The sequence below is a fragment of the Oikeobacillus pervagus genome, from assembly GCF_030813365.1.
GTDB classification, from domain to species: Bacteria; Bacillota; Bacilli; order Bacillales; family DSM-23947; genus Oikeobacillus; species Oikeobacillus pervagus.
Map to the genome: position 1 here is coordinate 1 of NZ_JAUSUC010000052.1, position 16,141 is coordinate 16,141.

A 16,141-nucleotide genomic window follows, 5' to 3' on the forward strand; every position below is an offset into this window, starting at 1 on the left:
TGCCCCCGCAATCATTGGTCCGGTAGTTCAGCTGGTTAGAATGCCTGCCTGTCACGCAGGAGGTCGCGGGTTCGAGTCCCGTCCGGACCGCCATTTTACTTTATTAGTATGACCATTCATGTTTGGATATAATATTACATATAACTGCCTTAGGATGAAGTAATCCTAAGGTTTTTTTATAGAAATTATTAGAGCGAAATCTGTACGGAAAAAGGGGCTTCTGATGAAAAAATATGAATTTATATCGAATGATTTGAGTGAAACTAATCAATTTGCTAAAACACTTGCTAACTTATTGGAGCCTGGGACTGTTATCTTACTAGAAGGGGATTTAGGAGCAGGAAAAACTACTTTTACGAAGGGAATTGCAGAAGGCTTAGGCATAAAGAGAGTAGTGAACAGTCCCACCTTTACCATTATTAAAGAATACCAGGGGAGAATGCCTTTGTATCATATGGATGTTTATCGGGTCAAGGATTCTTGTGAGGACCTTGGCTTTGATGAATATTTTTATGGGGAAGGCGTAACGGTTGTGGAATGGGCCCATCTTATTCAAGAGCAGTTACCTGATGAATATTTAGAAATCTCCATATATCATGGGGGGCTAAATGGACGGAATTTCTTGCTCAATCCGGTAGGTCAAAGATATGAAAACATATGTAAGGAGTTATTTGAATGACAGTACTAGCGATTGACACTTCTAATTATGTTCTTGGTTTATCATTATTGACAGAAGAAAAAGTGATAGGAGAATATATCACTAATATAAAGAAAAATCATTCATTGCGTGTCATGCCTGCGATTGAATCCTTTTTAAAGGATTGTGAAGTGGAAACGAATGAATTGAGTAAAATTGTCGTGGCCAAAGGGCCTGGATCTTATACTGGTGTTAGAATTGGGATGACCATTGCAAAGACTCTTGCTTGGTCATTACATTTACCTTTAATAAGTGTTTCTAGTTTAGCCGTTTTGGCGGCTTCTGCACGATATTATCCAAAATATATTTCTCCTATTTTTGATGCAAGAAGAGGTCAGGTGTACACAGGTTTATACCAGTTTATAAATGGGGAGTTGACGACGGTTAGGGATGACTGTAATATTCTGATGGATGAATGGTGTAGATCATTAAAAGAGTTAAATGAACCTGTTTTGTTTGTAGGAAATGATGTGGCATTACATCTAGAATGTATTCACAATACTTTGGAGACTAATGGATTAATAGGGGAGTATACTACTCATAATCCAAGACCTGCTGAACTAGGCAGAATAGGATTATTAAAAGAAGCTGAGAATGTTCATACAGCTGTTCCAAACTATATTCGGTTAGCGGAAGCAGAAGCAAAATGGTTACAGAATCAGCGAATAAATGGGGAAAAATAATGAATGATGTTCGTTTCAGATATATGACGGTTGAAGATGTGGAACAAATTATGGTGGTTGAGCATCAAAGTTTTACACTACCATGGACAAAAGAATCTTTTTACTATGAATTAATGGAGAATAAATTTGCTACCTATATTGTGGTAGAGGTGGAAGGGCAAGTAGTTGGCTATTGTGGTGTTTGGGTCGTGATCGATGAATCACATATAACGAATATTGCGATATTACCCGAGTTCCGCGGAATGGGCCTTGGGGAATCGCTCCTACGAAATGTCATGTTCGTTTCAAAAAGAATGGGCGGAAAAACCATGACACTTGAAGTTCGGGTAAGTAATAAAGCAGCACAATCTTTATATAAAAAACTCGGGTTTAAACAAGTCGGTGTGAGGAAAAATTACTATTCGGATAATCAAGAAGATGCTTTCATAATGTGGGTGAGTTTATAATGAAGAAAGATATTTACGTATTAGGTATAGAAACGAGCTGTGATGAAACGGCAGCGGCCATTATTAAAAATGGTACAGAAATTATTTCGAATGTCGTTTCCTCTCAAATTGAAAGTCATAAGCGATTTGGTGGGGTTGTTCCTGAGATAGCTTCCCGTCATCATGTTGAACAGGTTACCATCGTATTAGAACAGGCTCTTAAGGATGCCTCTATGACACCAGAAAATTTAGATGCTATTGCTGTTACAAAAGGACCTGGACTTGTTGGTGCTTTATTAATTGGCGTCAATGCGGCAAAAGCGCTGGCATTTGCTCATAAAATTCCCCTTGTAGGTGTCCATCATATTGCCGGCCATATTTATGCCAATCGACTAGTAAAAGAAATGCAATTTCCATTACTATCTTTAGTCGTTTCAGGTGGTCATACTGAACTAGTATATATGAGAGAACACGCGCATTTTCAAGTGATTGGAGAAACACGGGATGATGCGGCAGGCGAGGCCTATGATAAAGTAGCAAGGACTTTAAGTCTCCCATATCCAGGAGGACCACATATTGATCGTCTTGCCCATGAAGGAAAGGAGAGTATCGACTTTCCAAGAGCATGGTTAGAAGAAGGTTCTTATGACTTTAGTTTCAGTGGATTAAAATCCTCTGTCATTAACACCTTGCATAACGCGAAACAAAAAGGTGAAACAATTCCTCCAGAAGATGTAGCTGCTAGTTTTCAAGCCAGTGTAATCGATGTACTTGTCTCGAAAACAGTGAGGGCCGCTAAGGAATATAAGGTGAAACAAGTGTTATTAGCTGGAGGAGTTGCGGCTAATCGGGGCTTAAGAGCAGAGTTGGTGAAGGCCTTTAGTGAGATGAATGGAATCGAACTAGTTATTCCCCCGCTTCATTTATGCACGGATAATGCAGCCATGATTGCGGCTGCCGGTACAGTTTTATTTGAAAAAGGCAAAAGGGGAGACTATGCAATGAATGCATACCCTGGACTTGATATTGAAAATTTTTGAATAAATAAAGGAAAAGCTGTCTTTAAAGTGAATGGACTCGGGTTTATAAAAACACCGGATCATTTATGAAAGACAGCTTTTTATTTTTTGCTTAAAGGGTAATACTACTTTCACGAGAAGAAGTGCAAATAATTTCGGGAAATAAGCAAATAAAACGGGAAATGTTCAAATAAGCGGTGATCAAGTGCAAAAAGTTGAAAGAGTAGCGCAAATCCGCATGGGAAATGAGCAAATACACTTGGGAAATGTTCAAATCTCGGAAACTAGATCGGAAATACTCGCGTTTTGAGTCTATCAGGCTGAATGAACGGAATTTTCAGGAGGGAGGGGAAAATCCTCACTGAATCCATTTTATTAGTCTGTGTATAAGTATGGGATTTCCCCTATATACACTGTTCTATCAACAAGATCATCCACAAAAAGTGTATAAAAGATCTCTTTATTTTGAATTTTCTATCAGGAACATTTGTTTTGTACACAACCTGTGTATAACTTGTGGATAATATAAAAGAGCATGTGAATAACAACTTGAAAAATAAAAAGGATTATCTGTGGATAATGTGCATAAAGTCATCCAAAAATGTGGATAAAGTGGATAACTCCTGTGAATAACTATTATTACTGATTATTTCATGTGGATAAATTTGTGGAAAAGGGGATAAAAAAACTGCCCAATTATGGTAAGACGTTCCCTTTTGAATCACAAAATGCAAAAAAACATTGTAATTAACAAAAGAAAAAGCATGGCTATTCACTTATTGAATGACCATGCTTTTTTCTTGCATAATCAACTTTATTACTTTGGAATAAACTGTACAATTTGTGATATGACAAACACTGCGATACTTGTGATAACCGCAAGAACCATATAAACTACTGGGTCGATGGAAAGATACCCCATGTAAAATGTCACAATTCCCACAGATAGGAAAAGCATAATATAAACAAAGGCGATGAAGCACGATACGAGTCGAACATTCCAAGTTCGTTCATCTTCCACAATTTCAGTTGAAGACCATCCTTCCTTATAACCTTTTGCAAAATGGGTTATAGTGGTGTAACCATATAGAATAGAGATTAACCCCCATAACCACCAGATAGTTGCACCATTAGAAAATGATGAAATACTAACATATGCAAACGCTACACATAACAGAATGTTGAATATTAATAACCCCCATTTTGGTAAACGCATTTGAAAATCCCCTTTCTTTTCATAAATTTGATTTCAATTAAAAATGATTTTTATTATTCTTCAATCCAAAATAGCTCGTCTAAAGGTTTATCTAAGAATCTTGCAATTAGAAGACAGACACGAATAGAAGGATTATATTTTTGTGCTTCAATTAGATTCATTGTCTGTCGGGTTACACCGACCAAGTTCGCTAATTCCATTTGTGTAAGATTACCTTTTTCTATTCTTGTGATTTTTACTTTATTTTTCACTGGAATCTCCTTCAATACTTTCACCTCTGTTTCTTAATTAAATTGTAATATATAATATACAAATGTCAATTATATATTACATATTGATTTAAAAAAACATGAAAATACCGAAAGTATTCCATGCAAATTAAGACCGTTTTATCTTTATTTCATATATATAATATCTTTAATGTCAAAAATTTTATCAGTTAAACCAATTCGTTGTGCAGGAGTTTCTTTTTTATCCCCTCTGCCGAACGGAAGGCAGAAGTTGTAATACGTTCTTAGTATCGTTAAGGCGTACTGTGCATACTTCGGATTGAAGTTTGCATAAATGTAACTTTTCCCTTGTCCTGTGGCTGTTACCAAAGGTCGTTCCAGTATGGAAATTCGTCTGCGTATCTGTTGAATGAAGCTGTTCGTGGCATGGTCATTGACATTCATGAGGGCAGAAGCTAAATCATGAGCATCCAAACCGCTTACATCTGTTCGACAATCAACCGTATAGCTTCCTTTATCCCTCGGACACAATGGATGTTCTAATGGATTGTTCAGCCATACAGTAGCCCTTTTATGAGGAAAAGAAACCTCTTCGCAGAAATGATGGGTTTGTAGCTTTTCTTGTAAATACAGCTCCGCTAACGTATAAAGAGACCTTGTTGAATAGCCATAAGAATTTCCCCAATCTGTTAAAAATCTCTTTGCCTCTATATAGTCCTCATACTTTTGCTTTGATGATTTTGTCTTATCCATCTTACTTACAAAATGATGGGCATTGTATAGTCGTATATCATCCGAAAATACACGATAGATGGCAGTTGCAAGGGAAGAATCGTCATCAGTGACAAATCGCCATTCTTTTGCCTGTACTAATTGTTTTATCAGCCAAAAGTGAGCAAATGCGGTATAGGTGGAATTAATGTGCATCCCCTTAATCAGCTTATTTCGATTCTTAATCTTCGTCAGTTCCTCTACATATTCAGGATAGGTTTGGTCATCCTCTTTCGTTGGTTCTTGTGGATAGTAGGACAATCGGAAACGGTCATTTCTCCGACAAAAGGAATCCAGATGGTCTTCTCGATAGAGAAGGGTATCTTCCTCTAATTGCTCAACATCAAAGTCCCAATCATAGGCGACATCGCTACGGAACACATATCGAGAATGAACATCTGCGGTTATGACCACATGGGTTTGCAAAGCGGAGTCATCCGTAAAGGAGGTATCGAAACTTCCTTTACCTTTTCTCCGAATGTTGTTTAGATTGTATTGCATCTTATCTGTATTCAACCATATTTCATTAAAGGCTTTATTCTGAAAGCCTTTTGTTTCATGTTTGTCCAAAAACTCCAAGCAACAGCGATAGAGCCATTCCAGTTTGTTGTAATAGGTTTTCATCCCAATCTCCAACATATCACAGGTTCTTCTGACCGAAGTTTTATTTAACAATAACTTAGAGAAGAGAGGGAGTATATCGTTTCGTTTTTGATGATAGGTAGTTGATTCTCTTTTAATCGGTAAAACATTGGTGTATTTTTTACATTCTTTGCATTGATATTTTTGTGAATTACTTTTACTTTTTCCTCTTTTGTAAAAATAGGATTTTTCGGTGAAAGGAGTTATCCCATCATACTTACAGTCATCTTTATGAAAAGTGTATTCTGGTTCTATTTCAACGATAGTTTGAAGCTCCGTAAGACGTTTAATTTCCTCCGTAACCGCCCAATTGGAAAAAGTATTTGTGGTGCAATTAAGCGTTGCCTTTGGCAATTTTGTGACGATAGGAAGGTCATTACACACAATATATTTCGCCCTTCTATTTTTCGCCCCTTGTAACTTGTAACGATAGGGTTTGTGTTTTACCTTTTCAAACCGTTCCTGTTGTAAGCCAAAAGACTCGCAAAATGGATTCGCACAGTGATTGTATTGAATCTTATATTCATGACCGTTTAATGAAAACGAAACAGGTTCGTACAAATGATTATGATATCGTTTAGCAAACTTCATAGGAGCAAGAAGTGGATATTGTAATTGCCTATCCAATATTTCATCATCACTGACAGGGCAAGTAATTTCCAATTTATCTTGAAATTTCGGAAGAAGCTGTTTCAACTTAGACAAAGTAATCACCTACTCATTTTCTTCTATTCCAATGGCTTTCAACATACGCTTATTATTACGGAGGGCTTTTACCCATTCGATAAATTGGTCATCTTTTAGCAAGTTCCGTTGTAGGAATTCATCGACAACCTCTTCTTCGGTGTATTCACAGTATTCAGCGTAGTAAGAAACAATAGCTCTGGTTCGTTCGGAAATTTTCCAGTTTACTTCTTTAGCGTTTTTATTTTTAGGTTTGATAAACTCTAAGGGTTTTGTCATGTAGCTCAAACCTCCCATTTTGGCATAGTAATTCACATCCATTTTAACATAGTATTTCTCATAATGGGAACATCCATTCCCACTTAAAAAATTACGTTGCGATTTGGGTTGCGATTTTATATACCAAGTGGCTAAAAACATTGATAAATCAACAAAAAATAAGGTACGAAAATCATTGCGATTTCGTACCCTATTTTTGTTGCGAATTTAATTTTTGTGATTCAAAAGAGAACGTCTTACAATTATGGAGCAGTTTTTTTATTCACAGTATCGGTTGTTCTTATTCCTCTCCAAGCATTTCCTGCAGTTCTTCCCATTCTTCCATTAATTGCTCGAGTTTGAGTTGACCTTCCTCTACTTCTTCATTCAGCTGTAGTGATTTTTCATGATCTTGATAAACTTCTGGATCACATAGTAGTTGTTCTTTTTCATTTATTTCCTCTTCTAATGTCTCTATCAATTGTTCAATTTCTTCGAGTCTTCGGCGTTTTTGACGTTCAATCTTTTTTTGTTCTTTATCAATGTGATAACTGTTTTTCTCAGACTGTGCTGTCTTTTCGTTTTGTACAGTCGCATTATCCAATTGTTGAAGTTCTATTTGTTCCTGTTTTTTCATTACGTAGTAGTCATAATCGCCAAGATATTCAGTAGACTGTTCAGGGGAAAGTTCAATGATCTTTGAGGCGATTCTATTCATAAAATAACGGTCATGTGAAACAAATAAAAGCGTTCCAGGATAATGGATTAAAGCATTTTCCAACACTTCTTTGCTGTCAATGTCTAAATGGTTGGTCGGTTCGTCAATGATTAGTAGGTTTGCCTGTTGCATCATTAGTTTAGCGAGGGCTAGCCGTGCTTTTTCGCCACCACTTAAAGCATGAACAGGTTTAAGGACATCATCACCTGAAAAGAGGAAATTTCCTAATGTCGTACGGATCTCTTTTTCCGGTTTCGTCGGGTATTCATCCCATAACTCATTTAAGACGGTTTTATTTGATGTTAATTCGGCTTGTTCCTGATCGTAATAGCCGATTGTCACATTGGTTCCTAAAGTGATTTCCCCTTTAAGTGTGGGCAATTTATCAATAATTGTCTTCAGGAGCGTAGATTTTCCAATTCCATTCGGTCCCACTATAGCTACACTTTCTTCACGAGTGAGATGAAAAGAGATATTTTCGGCTACAGCGACGCCTTCATATCCAATCGCTACATTATTGACGTGTAATACTTCATTCCCACTTTGCTTTTCAATCGTAAACGAAAAATGGGCTGATTTTTCATCGCCTTCTGGCCTAGTCATTAATTCTAAACGATTTAATTGTTTTCTCCGGCTTTGTGCCCGTTTGGTAGTGGAAGCTCTCGCAATGTTTTTTTGGATAAAATCTTGAAGCTTTGCCACTTCATCTTGCTGTTTTTCGAATTGTTTCATTTCTCGTTCGTAGTCTTTTGCCTTTTGAATTAAATATTTACTATAATTCCCAACATACTTCTTTATTTTATGACGACTTATTTCATAAACTTGGTTGACCACCTTGTCCAGAAAATAACGGTCATGGGAAACGATCAAGATAGCACCATCATAGTTTTGTAAATATTGCTCTAACCATGATAAAGTCTCGATATCCAGATGGTTGGTAGGCTCGTCTAAAATGAGAATGTCCGGCTTTGTTAATAATAGTTTTCCTAAAGCAAGCCTTGTCTTTTGCCCACCGCTTAAAGTAGAGATTTTGGTCGAATAATCGTAGTCTTGGAAGTTTAATCCGTGAAGAACAGAACGAGTATCTGACTCATATTGGTATCCACCAAGTTCTTTAAATTTCACTTGTAAGTGATCATAGTCTCTTAACACTTTTTCGTATTTCTTTTCATCTTGGTAGATTGCAGGGTCTGACATGGATTGTTCTAGTTTCCTCAAATCCTTTTCCATCTTTTGCAGATAGTGAAAGACGGATATCATTTCCTCCCAAATCGACAAATTGGATTCCAAACCGGTATTCTGGGCTAAATAACCGATGGATACGTCCTTCGGCTTCATAATTTCGCCGGAATCATAAGACATTTGTCCGGAAATGATCTTTAATAAGGTGGATTTTCCCGCCCCATTTCTGCCAACAAGGGCAATTCGGTCGTTTGTTTGAATTTCTAGCTTTATGTTAGACAAAATTTGTTCGGCTGCGAAAAATTTTGAAAGTTGTTGTACTTGCAGTAAAATCATTTTTCTCACCTCTTATTCCTATTGTAAGTGTATCCTATTCATAATAAGGCAGGCAACAGTGAGGATTATTTTAAATGATTAAAGGAGATACGGTGCGAATAGGTTCAATGATTTGTGAAAAGATATTCAAAGTTCAAAGACAATCATAGAAAAATAGTGTATTATGTAAAAAAAGAGGTGTTCATGTTGTCGCAATTTACTCATTTTAATGAAGAAGGCCGAGCGAAAATGGTCGATGTAAGTCGAAAACCTGAAACAGTTCGAACAGCGATTGCTAGATCTAGCATTGAAGTGAATGATGAGATTTACGGGGCAATTCAAAATAATAAGATGAAGAAAGGGGATGTACTAGCAGTAGCGCAAGTAGCCGGAATTATGGCGGCGAAGAAGACGTGGGAAATCATTCCGATGTGTCATCCCATTCCGCTAAAAGGAATCGATCTTTCTTTCGAATGGGAGAAAAAAAGTGAGTGCTATCAATTAATGATTACCTCGAAAGTAAAAACAAAGGGGAATACAGGTGTAGAAATGGAAGCGTTAACAGCTGCTTCTGTCTGTGCATTAACCGTTTATGATATGTGTAAGGCGGTGGACAAAGGAATGGTCATAGGCCCTACCTATTTAATTGAAAAAACAGGTGGAGTCTCAAGTCCAGATTATTATAAACAATTAAATGAACAGCCTACATCAGATAGGGAAGAGTAAGTTATACGCATGAATCACGGAAAAGATTCATGCAATTTTACTATAGAAAAAAAGTATAGGTTTAGTGCAGTTGGAGGAAAGATTATGAATCAAGAATCAATGAAAATTCCACAAGCAACGGCAAAAAGATTGCCATTGTATTATCGATTTATTCAAAATCTCCATTCGTCAGGCAAGCAAAGAGTTTCATCTGCCGAGTTAAGTGAAGCGGTAAAAGTCGATTCAGCAACGATTCGACGTGATTTCTCTTACTTCGGTGCTCTTGGAAAAAAAGGATATGGATATAATGTAGGATATTTGCTATCTTTTTTTAGAAAAACATTAGATCAAGATGAAATTACGAAAGTGGCATTAATTGGTGTCGGAAATTTAGGCACGGCTTTTTTAAATTATAATTTTATGAAAAATAATAATACTAGAATAGATATTGCATTTGATGTAAATGCAGAAAAAGTCGGGAAGAAAATTGGGGATGTTGATGTCCATCATTTGGATGAACTAGAAGAAAGATTAGCTTCAGAACAAATTCATGTGGCAATTCTTACCGTACCAGCGCCAGTTGCCCAACAAATTACCGATCGACTAGTAAAAGCGGATATCAAAGGAATACTTAATTTTACTCCTGCCAGATTAACGGTACCTTCTTCGATCAGAGTCCATCACATTGATTTAGCTGTTGAATTACAGTCACTTGTTTATTTTCTAAAAAACTATCCTGAAGAAGTCATAGAAGAGACAAATTCTTAATAGAAAAAATGATCAAAATCAGTTATTATTAGAGGAAGGAGGTGTAGCATTTATGCCACTAGGTATCGGCAGTATTCTTATCATTGCACTTGTTGCTGTATTATTATTCGGTCCAAAAAAGCTCCCTCAATTAGGAAGAGCCGCAGGAGATACATTGCGCGAATTTAAAGACGCTACGAAAGGCTTAGCAGAAGATGATGATTCAAAAGATAAAAAAGACGCTAAGTGATGATAGGATGAAATAGAATGAGTCAAAATGAAATGACGATTTTTGAGCATATAAGTGAATTAAGAAAACGACTCATGATTGTAGTCGTTTTCTTCTTCATTGCAATCATCGGCAGTCTTTTCTTAGCTGAACCGATTATTCGTTATTTACAGTCAGCGGATGAGGCGAAAGAATTAACGATGAATGCTTTTAGAATGACGGACCCTTTGAAAATCTATTTTCAAATGGCCTTTGTGTTGGCTTTTATCATCACTTCACCCGTCATTTTGTATCAATTATGGGCCTTTATCAGCCCAGGGTTATATGAGAAAGAGAGGAAGGTTACTTTAAGTTATATTCCAATTTCTGTCTTCCTTTTCTTAGGGGGCCTTTCCTTTTCTTATTTTATCCTTTTTCCATTTGTTGTTCGATTTATGATGAATATGTCGGAAAAACTAGATATTCAACAGGTTATCGGTATTAATGAATATTTTCAGTTCTTATTTCAAATTACGATTCCGTTTGGTTTCTTATTCCAAATGCCGGTTGTCATGTTGTTTCTAACACGATTAGGAATTATCACTCCGATGTTTTTAGCAAAAATTCGTAAATATGCCTATTTCACTTTATTAGTCATTGCGGCTCTTATTACCCCGCCAGATGTGATGTCACATATGATGGTCACCATTCCACTTTGTATTTTATACGAAATTAGTATTTGGATCTCAAAAATTGGCTATCGAAAGGTAATTGAGGCAGAAGAGCAAATGGAAAGGGAAATAGAGTCGGAAGAAGCTCAAAAAAAATAGACCGATCAAGCGGTCTATTTTTTTTCTCTCTTTTTATGACGAAAATGAGCAAAGGTCATTCGTAAGCCCGTGCCAATATCTAAGGTCGCTAATAGAATGAGCAAGTAAGTAAAAAATCCAAAGCCATTCGAATTCACTGTCACAATCGCAATATAAGTAAAAAACACTCCTAGTAGGATGTTTAATGTCCCGGGTAACCATGATGTTTGTTTCATTAAAAGAATCCTCCAATAAACCCTGAAATTTTTTCTGCTTCTTCTATATATTTTTCTAATTCATCCCGAAAGAAATATTGGCCTAATATGACCAATGTATTCATCGACACGTGAGCGATAATGGGAACGATTAAACGTTTTGTTTTTACATATAAAAAAGCAAAGGTAAATCCCATGGCAGAATATAATAAAGTATGCTCTAGTTCCATATGGGCCGCAGAGAAAATAACTGAACTAATGAGTGCAGCAACCCAAAAGGGAAATCTTTCATAGAGGCTGCCGAATATGACCTTTCGGAAGACAATTTCCTCGAGGATGGGACCTAATATAGAGGCAACAATCATCGTAAAGGGTACATATTCGATAATTTGAATAATTTGTTGCGTGTTTTCCGATCCAGGAGTGACTCCAAGTAAAAGTTCAATTCTAATGGCAATATCTTGAGCAAAAAAGGCGAGAAATACTCCAGCAATTGCCCAAAAGGTCGAACCCTGTACATGCATAGGAGGATCTGAATGGAGTCGGGTTTGTCTTATTTCTGCTTTCTTTAAGATGAGCAGAATGATGACTAAGGCAACAGAGAAGCTGAATGTCAGCCAGTAGCCAGGCGTTAGTTGCTGCATCATAGAAGGCTCAACGCCTTGATTAATGCCAATTTTATAAACAAGAGGAATTCCGATAAAACTGGATAAGTGCATAATAAGGTAAACTATTAATATAAAACCATATTCTTTTTTCAAATTTAGTTGAACCCCTTTATTTTTGTTAGGATACGATAAATAAGATAGCCGCTGCTATTTCACTTGATGAATCCCATACTTCATTTTAATCGTTTTCGTACATATTTTTCAAATAGACCGTTTTTGTAAATGGAGGAATCCCAATCTTCTACTTAACATCTCCTCAAAATATGCATGTATATTTTTTCCTGAATTTTATACAATAAAGAGGGTGTGTTGGAAAATTTTTTTGAGCATCACCCTTGCAAAATAAATCTGGATTATTTATTATAATAATTGTGTTAGCACTCAGGTGAGACGAGTGCTAATAAAAAATGATATTACATATATTTAGAGGAGGTTGTTTCACTTGTTAAAACCATTAGGTGATCGCGTCGTAATTGAGCTAGTCGAATCAGAAGAAAAAACTGCTAGCGGTATCGTTTTACCGGATTCAGCAAAGGAAAAACCACAAGAAGGTAAAGTAGTGGCTGTTGGAACTGGCCGCGTACTTGACAACGGTGAGCGTGTTGCTCTAGAAGTTGCTGTCGATAACCGCATCATCTTCTCAAAATATTCTGGTACAGAAGTGAAATACCAAGGAAAAGAATACTTAATTCTTCGTGAAAGTGACATTCTAGCTGTAATTAGCGAGTAATATAGTTAAACGAAATAGACCATTTTTTCATAATTTAAGGGAGGTTTTTTAAATGGCAAAAGAGATTAAATTCTCAGAAGAAGCACGTCGCGCAATGCTTCGCGGGGTTGATCAATTAGCAGATGCTGTAAAAGTAACTCTTGGACCTAAAGGACGTAACGTAGTTCTCGAGAAAAAATTTGGTTCACCTCTTATTACAAATGACGGTGTAACAATCGCGAAAGAAATCGAACTTGAAGATGCATTCGAAAACATGGGGGCAAAGCTTGTAGCTGAAGTAGCAAGCAAAACAAATGATGTAGCGGGTGACGGAACAACTACTGCAACTGTTCTTGCTCAAGCCATGATCAGTGAAGGTTTGAAAAACGTTACAGCTGGTGCGAACCCAGTTGGAGTACGTAAAGGAATGGAAAAAGCAGTACAAGTAGCTGTCGAAGAATTAAAAACGATTTCTAAGCCAATCGAAGGCAAAGAATCTATCGCACAAGTTGCGGCTATTTCTTCAGCTGATGATGAAGTAGGTAAATTAATTGCAGAAGCAATGGAACGTGTAGGAAACGATGGTGTCATCACAATCGAAGAATCTAAAGGATTCACAACAGAATTAGATGTTGTAGAAGGAATGCAATTTGACCGAGGATATGCTTCTCCATACATGGTAACTGATTCTGATAAAATGGAAGCGATTCTTGAAAATCCATATATTTTAATTACAGACAAAAAGATCACTTCTATTCAAGAAATTCTACCTGTTTTAGAACAAGTTGTTCAACAAGGTAAACCACTTTTACTGATTGCTGAAGATGTTGAAGGGGAAGCACTTGCTACATTAGTAGTGAACAAACTTCGTGGAACATTCAATGCAGTAGCAGTAAAAGCTCCTGGATTTGGTGATCGTCGTAAAGCAATGCTTGAAGATATCGCCATCCTAACTGGCGGTGAAGTGATCACTGAAGATCTAGGACTTGATCTTAAATCAGCTACAATCGAACAACTTGGCCGTGCAGCGAAAGTTGTTGTAACAAAAGAAAACACAACAATTGTTGAAGGTTCTGGAAACTCAGACCAAATTTCTGCACGCGTAAATCAAATCCGCGTTCAATTAGAAGAAACAACTTCTGAATTTGATCGTGAAAAATTACAAGAACGTCTTGCTAAATTAGCTGGCGGTGTTGCAGTTATCAAAGTGGGTGCTGCTACAGAAACTGAACTAAAAGAACGTAAACTTCGCATTGAAGACGCATTAAACGCAACTCGTGCGGCAGTTGAAGAAGGAATTGTTTCTGGTGGTGGTACAGCACTAGTAAACGTATACAATAAAGTGGCTGCTATTGAAGCAGAAGGCGATGTGGCAACAGGTGTGAAAATCGTTCTTCGTGCTCTTGAAGAACCAGTACGCCAAATTGCCCACAATGCCGGTCTTGAAGGATCTGTCGTTGTCGATCGCCTAAAACGCGAAGAAGTAGGAATCGGCTTTAACGCAGCTACTGGCGAATGGGTAAACATGATCGATAGCGGTATCGTGGACCCAACAAAAGTTTCACGTTCAGCCCTTCAAAACGCAGCATCCGTTGCTTCTATGTTCTTAACAACAGAAGCAGTCGTTGCTGACAAACCAGAAGAAAACGCTGGCGGCGGAATGGGAATGCCAGACATGGGCGGAATGGGCGGCATGATGTAATTTAGCCTAATAAACCCTTATATATAAAGGGTTTGAAGGTTAAAACATCATTTTAGGTGCCGAAAAGGTGTTCGAACCTTTCCAAAACAAAAAAATTAGAGGCTTCTCATTAGTTGAGCAAACTTTTGGGAAGCTTCTTTTTTTGTTTCTTGGGTTATATGGGGGTAGACATTATTTGTGATTTAATCATCTGAATGGTCAAGTCTGTCCATAATTTGTTTGAATGAACACCGGGTTTCAGCTAAGAGTGATGTGTGGGTATGGCGTAATGGGTGCGGTGTTAACTCTGGATTTAGGCCTGCTATTTTAAGTTGTCTCGCCACTCTGTTTTGACAATTCTGAATAACGATAGGATAGCCATGTTGGCGCTCTGTTTTAGCAAAAATGAAGTCTTTGTTATAGTAAGCATCTCCAAGCCGTTCAATCACTTGATTTTGCGCTTCTTTATGGTTTTTCAACGTGTTTATCACTCCTTCATCCACAATAATCTTTCTTCGTGACTTTTTTGTTTTTGGTGGAACAAGTTGATACTGAAACGTATTATTTTTTTCATTGTAATAGGTTTTTGTGATGCTAATGCTATGGTTCACAAAGTCAATGTCTTTCCACTTGAGAGCAACTAATTCACCAACCCTAATTCCGGTGTAGGCTAAAATTAAAAACATCAAGTAATCATGCTCCAGACCGCGGTTCTTAGCTGTTTTTAAAAACAAGGCAAGTTCCTCTTTTCAAGATATTTAGGAATTTCTTCTTCTTCCAGCTGTTCAATTGTTTTCTTATCTTTTTTCAGATAAGCAAATTCAGTTGGATCTTTCTTAATTAGCTCCATTTCTAATACTTTTCGGAAGATCATTCTTCCTGTTCGGTGTATGCCTTCCCGTGTGCTATCAGGATACCCTTGTTCTTTTAAATTATTTAGTGCATCTTGATATTTCTTTCCAGTGATATCCTTCATTTTGAGGCAAGAAAAGTAGGGCAGAAGTTTATTGATTTCATGACGACGGACTCGAATAGTTCCGGGTTTAACGTCTTTTGCTTCACTATAAATAGGAAGCCACTCATTGGCGAATTCACAAAACGTTTGATCTGTTTCATCTACATACGTTCCGAGATTCAATTCTTGTAGAAGAGCAGTGGCAGCTGTGACAGCTTCTTCCCTATTTATAAAACCGCTTTTAGTCTTTTGTCGTCTCTTTCCGGTTTCCGGGTCTATGCCGATGTCAATTACAAAGGCCCATTTGGCTCCACAAGTGCATTTTTTCTTCTTGCATGTACAGCTTCGTTTATAAAAATGTCCTTTCATTTCATTGAATATCCTCACTTTCTTAATTATTTTGTTACAAATGTTCATTATTCCCGCTTTAATAGTTAATAATTCATTTTGTTTCGATTGAGAATGCAAATGGAATTTTATTTGTTTGGGTGTTAAAGTTGAAGTGTTAATTAATAACTCAACTTTCGCACCAGAAAAATAAGCGCTAATTGTTGGCTGTATTGTATTTAATATCTATTAAATATGTTGCTTGACAATGTTTTTT

The 16,141-nt window shown here is 37.0% G+C and carries 19 protein-coding genes and 1 tRNA gene; 11 read left to right on the forward strand and 9 right to left on the reverse strand.

What is annotated here, in order from left to right:
* Positions 1-16: 16 nt before the first annotated feature.
* The 5 genes from J2S13_RS14420 to tsaD all read left to right on the forward strand — a co-directional run bounded on the left by J2S13_RS14420 (position 17) and on the right by tsaD (position 2,845).
* A tRNA-Asp gene (locus tag J2S13_RS14420) sits at positions 17-93 on the forward strand.
* A 130-nt stretch (positions 94-223) separates the two neighbouring features.
* On the forward strand, positions 224-679 hold the full coding sequence (gene tsaE, locus J2S13_RS14425) for a tRNA (adenosine(37)-N6)-threonylcarbamoyltransferase complex ATPase subunit type 1 TsaE (protein ID WP_307258524.1): 456 nt from the start codon (positions 224-226) through the stop codon (positions 677-679).
* Positions 676-1,380, forward strand: coding sequence for a tRNA (adenosine(37)-N6)-threonylcarbamoyltransferase complex dimerization subunit type 1 TsaB (tsaB, locus tag J2S13_RS14430; RefSeq protein WP_307258525.1), 705 nt, complete (start codon positions 676-678; stop codon positions 1,378-1,380). The genes tsaE and tsaB overlap by 4 nt, the downstream gene beginning before the upstream one ends.
* A complete protein-coding gene (rimI, locus tag J2S13_RS14435; protein WP_307258527.1) occupies positions 1,380-1,826 on the forward strand; it encodes a ribosomal protein S18-alanine N-acetyltransferase in 447 nt (148 codons plus the stop codon). The genes tsaB and rimI overlap by 1 nt, the downstream gene beginning before the upstream one ends.
* Positions 1,826-2,845 carry a tRNA (adenosine(37)-N6)-threonylcarbamoyltransferase complex transferase subunit TsaD gene (gene tsaD, locus J2S13_RS14440; RefSeq protein ID WP_307258529.1) on the forward strand — a complete coding sequence of 340 codons (1,020 nt, stop codon included), beginning with the start codon at positions 1,826-1,828 and terminating at the stop codon, positions 2,843-2,845. Before rimI ends, tsaD begins: the two co-directional genes overlap by 1 nt.
* A gap of 796 nt (positions 2,846-3,641) precedes the next feature.
* On the opposite strand, the gene J2S13_RS14445 is transcribed toward tsaD, so the two are convergent.
* From J2S13_RS14445 to abc-f, 5 genes are all read right to left on the reverse strand, one after another.
* Entirely contained in the window at positions 3,642-4,040 is a 399-nt protein-coding gene (locus J2S13_RS14445; RefSeq protein WP_307258530.1) for a hypothetical protein, read from the reverse strand.
* A gap of 53 nt (positions 4,041-4,093) precedes the next feature.
* Positions 4,094-4,306 carry a helix-turn-helix transcriptional regulator gene (locus J2S13_RS14450; protein ID WP_307258532.1) on the reverse strand — a complete coding sequence of 71 codons (213 nt, stop codon included), beginning with the start codon at positions 4,304-4,306 and terminating at the stop codon, positions 4,094-4,096.
* Between the two features lie 129 nt (positions 4,307-4,435).
* A complete protein-coding gene (locus tag J2S13_RS14455) occupies positions 4,436-6,388 on the reverse strand; it encodes an insertion element protein (protein ID WP_307258533.1) in 1,953 nt (650 codons plus the stop codon).
* A gap of 9 nt (positions 6,389-6,397) precedes the next feature.
* Complete coding sequence (locus J2S13_RS14460; protein WP_307258534.1) at positions 6,398-6,646, reverse strand: hypothetical protein; 249 nt, start codon at positions 6,644-6,646, stop codon at positions 6,398-6,400.
* A 280-nt stretch (positions 6,647-6,926) separates the two neighbouring features.
* Positions 6,927-8,861, reverse strand: a complete 1,935-nt coding sequence (gene abc-f / locus J2S13_RS14465; protein ID WP_307258535.1) for a ribosomal protection-like ABC-F family protein — start codon at positions 8,859-8,861, stop codon at positions 6,927-6,929.
* A gap of 186 nt (positions 8,862-9,047) precedes the next feature.
* Between abc-f and moaC the strand changes: the two genes are divergently transcribed.
* The 4 genes from moaC to tatC all read left to right on the forward strand — a co-directional run bounded on the left by moaC (position 9,048) and on the right by tatC (position 11,330).
* Entirely contained in the window at positions 9,048-9,566 is a 519-nt protein-coding gene (gene moaC, locus J2S13_RS14470; RefSeq protein ID WP_307258536.1) for a cyclic pyranopterin monophosphate synthase MoaC, read from the forward strand.
* A gap of 84 nt (positions 9,567-9,650) precedes the next feature.
* Entirely contained in the window at positions 9,651-10,313 is a 663-nt protein-coding gene (locus J2S13_RS14475; protein WP_307258537.1) for a redox-sensing transcriptional repressor Rex, read from the forward strand.
* Between the two features lie 52 nt (positions 10,314-10,365).
* Positions 10,366-10,542: a twin-arginine translocase TatA/TatE family subunit gene (locus tag J2S13_RS14480; protein WP_307258539.1), complete on the forward strand. Its 177-nt coding sequence runs from the start codon at positions 10,366-10,368 to the stop codon at positions 10,540-10,542.
* 17 nt (positions 10,543-10,559) lie between these two features.
* On the forward strand, positions 10,560-11,330 hold the full coding sequence (tatC, locus tag J2S13_RS14485; RefSeq protein WP_307258541.1) for a twin-arginine translocase subunit TatC: 771 nt from the start codon (positions 10,560-10,562) through the stop codon (positions 11,328-11,330).
* Between the two features lie 14 nt (positions 11,331-11,344).
* Here the strand turns inward: tatC and J2S13_RS14490 are convergent, their stop codons facing one another.
* A complete protein-coding gene (locus tag J2S13_RS14490) occupies positions 11,345-11,545 on the reverse strand; it encodes a YdiK family protein (protein ID WP_307258542.1) in 201 nt (66 codons plus the stop codon).
* A complete protein-coding gene (locus J2S13_RS14495) occupies positions 11,545-12,285 on the reverse strand; it encodes a CPBP family intramembrane glutamic endopeptidase (RefSeq protein ID WP_307258543.1) in 741 nt (246 codons plus the stop codon). The genes J2S13_RS14490 and J2S13_RS14495 overlap by 1 nt, the downstream gene beginning before the upstream one ends.
* Before the next feature lie 349 nt (positions 12,286-12,634).
* Between J2S13_RS14495 and groES the strand changes: the two genes are divergently transcribed.
* Both groES and groL read left to right on the forward strand, forming a co-directional pair.
* Positions 12,635-12,922 (forward strand): co-chaperone GroES, encoded by a 288-nt coding sequence (groES, locus tag J2S13_RS14500; RefSeq protein WP_307258547.1) that lies wholly within the window; start codon positions 12,635-12,637, stop codon positions 12,920-12,922.
* A gap of 52 nt (positions 12,923-12,974) precedes the next feature.
* Positions 12,975-14,603: a chaperonin GroEL gene (gene groL / locus J2S13_RS14505; RefSeq protein ID WP_307258544.1), complete on the forward strand. Its 1,629-nt coding sequence runs from the start codon at positions 12,975-12,977 to the stop codon at positions 14,601-14,603.
* Positions 14,604-14,785: 182 nt separating this feature from the next.
* Here the strand turns inward: groL and J2S13_RS14510 are convergent, their stop codons facing one another.
* Positions 14,786-15,316 (reverse strand): site-specific integrase, encoded by a 531-nt coding sequence (locus J2S13_RS14510; protein ID WP_307258545.1) that lies wholly within the window; start codon positions 15,314-15,316, stop codon positions 14,786-14,788.
* Complete coding sequence (locus J2S13_RS14515; protein WP_307258546.1) at positions 15,307-15,906, reverse strand: site-specific integrase family protein; 600 nt, start codon at positions 15,904-15,906, stop codon at positions 15,307-15,309. Before J2S13_RS14515 ends, J2S13_RS14510 begins: the two co-directional genes overlap by 10 nt.
* Between the last annotated feature and the right edge of the window lie 235 nt (positions 15,907-16,141).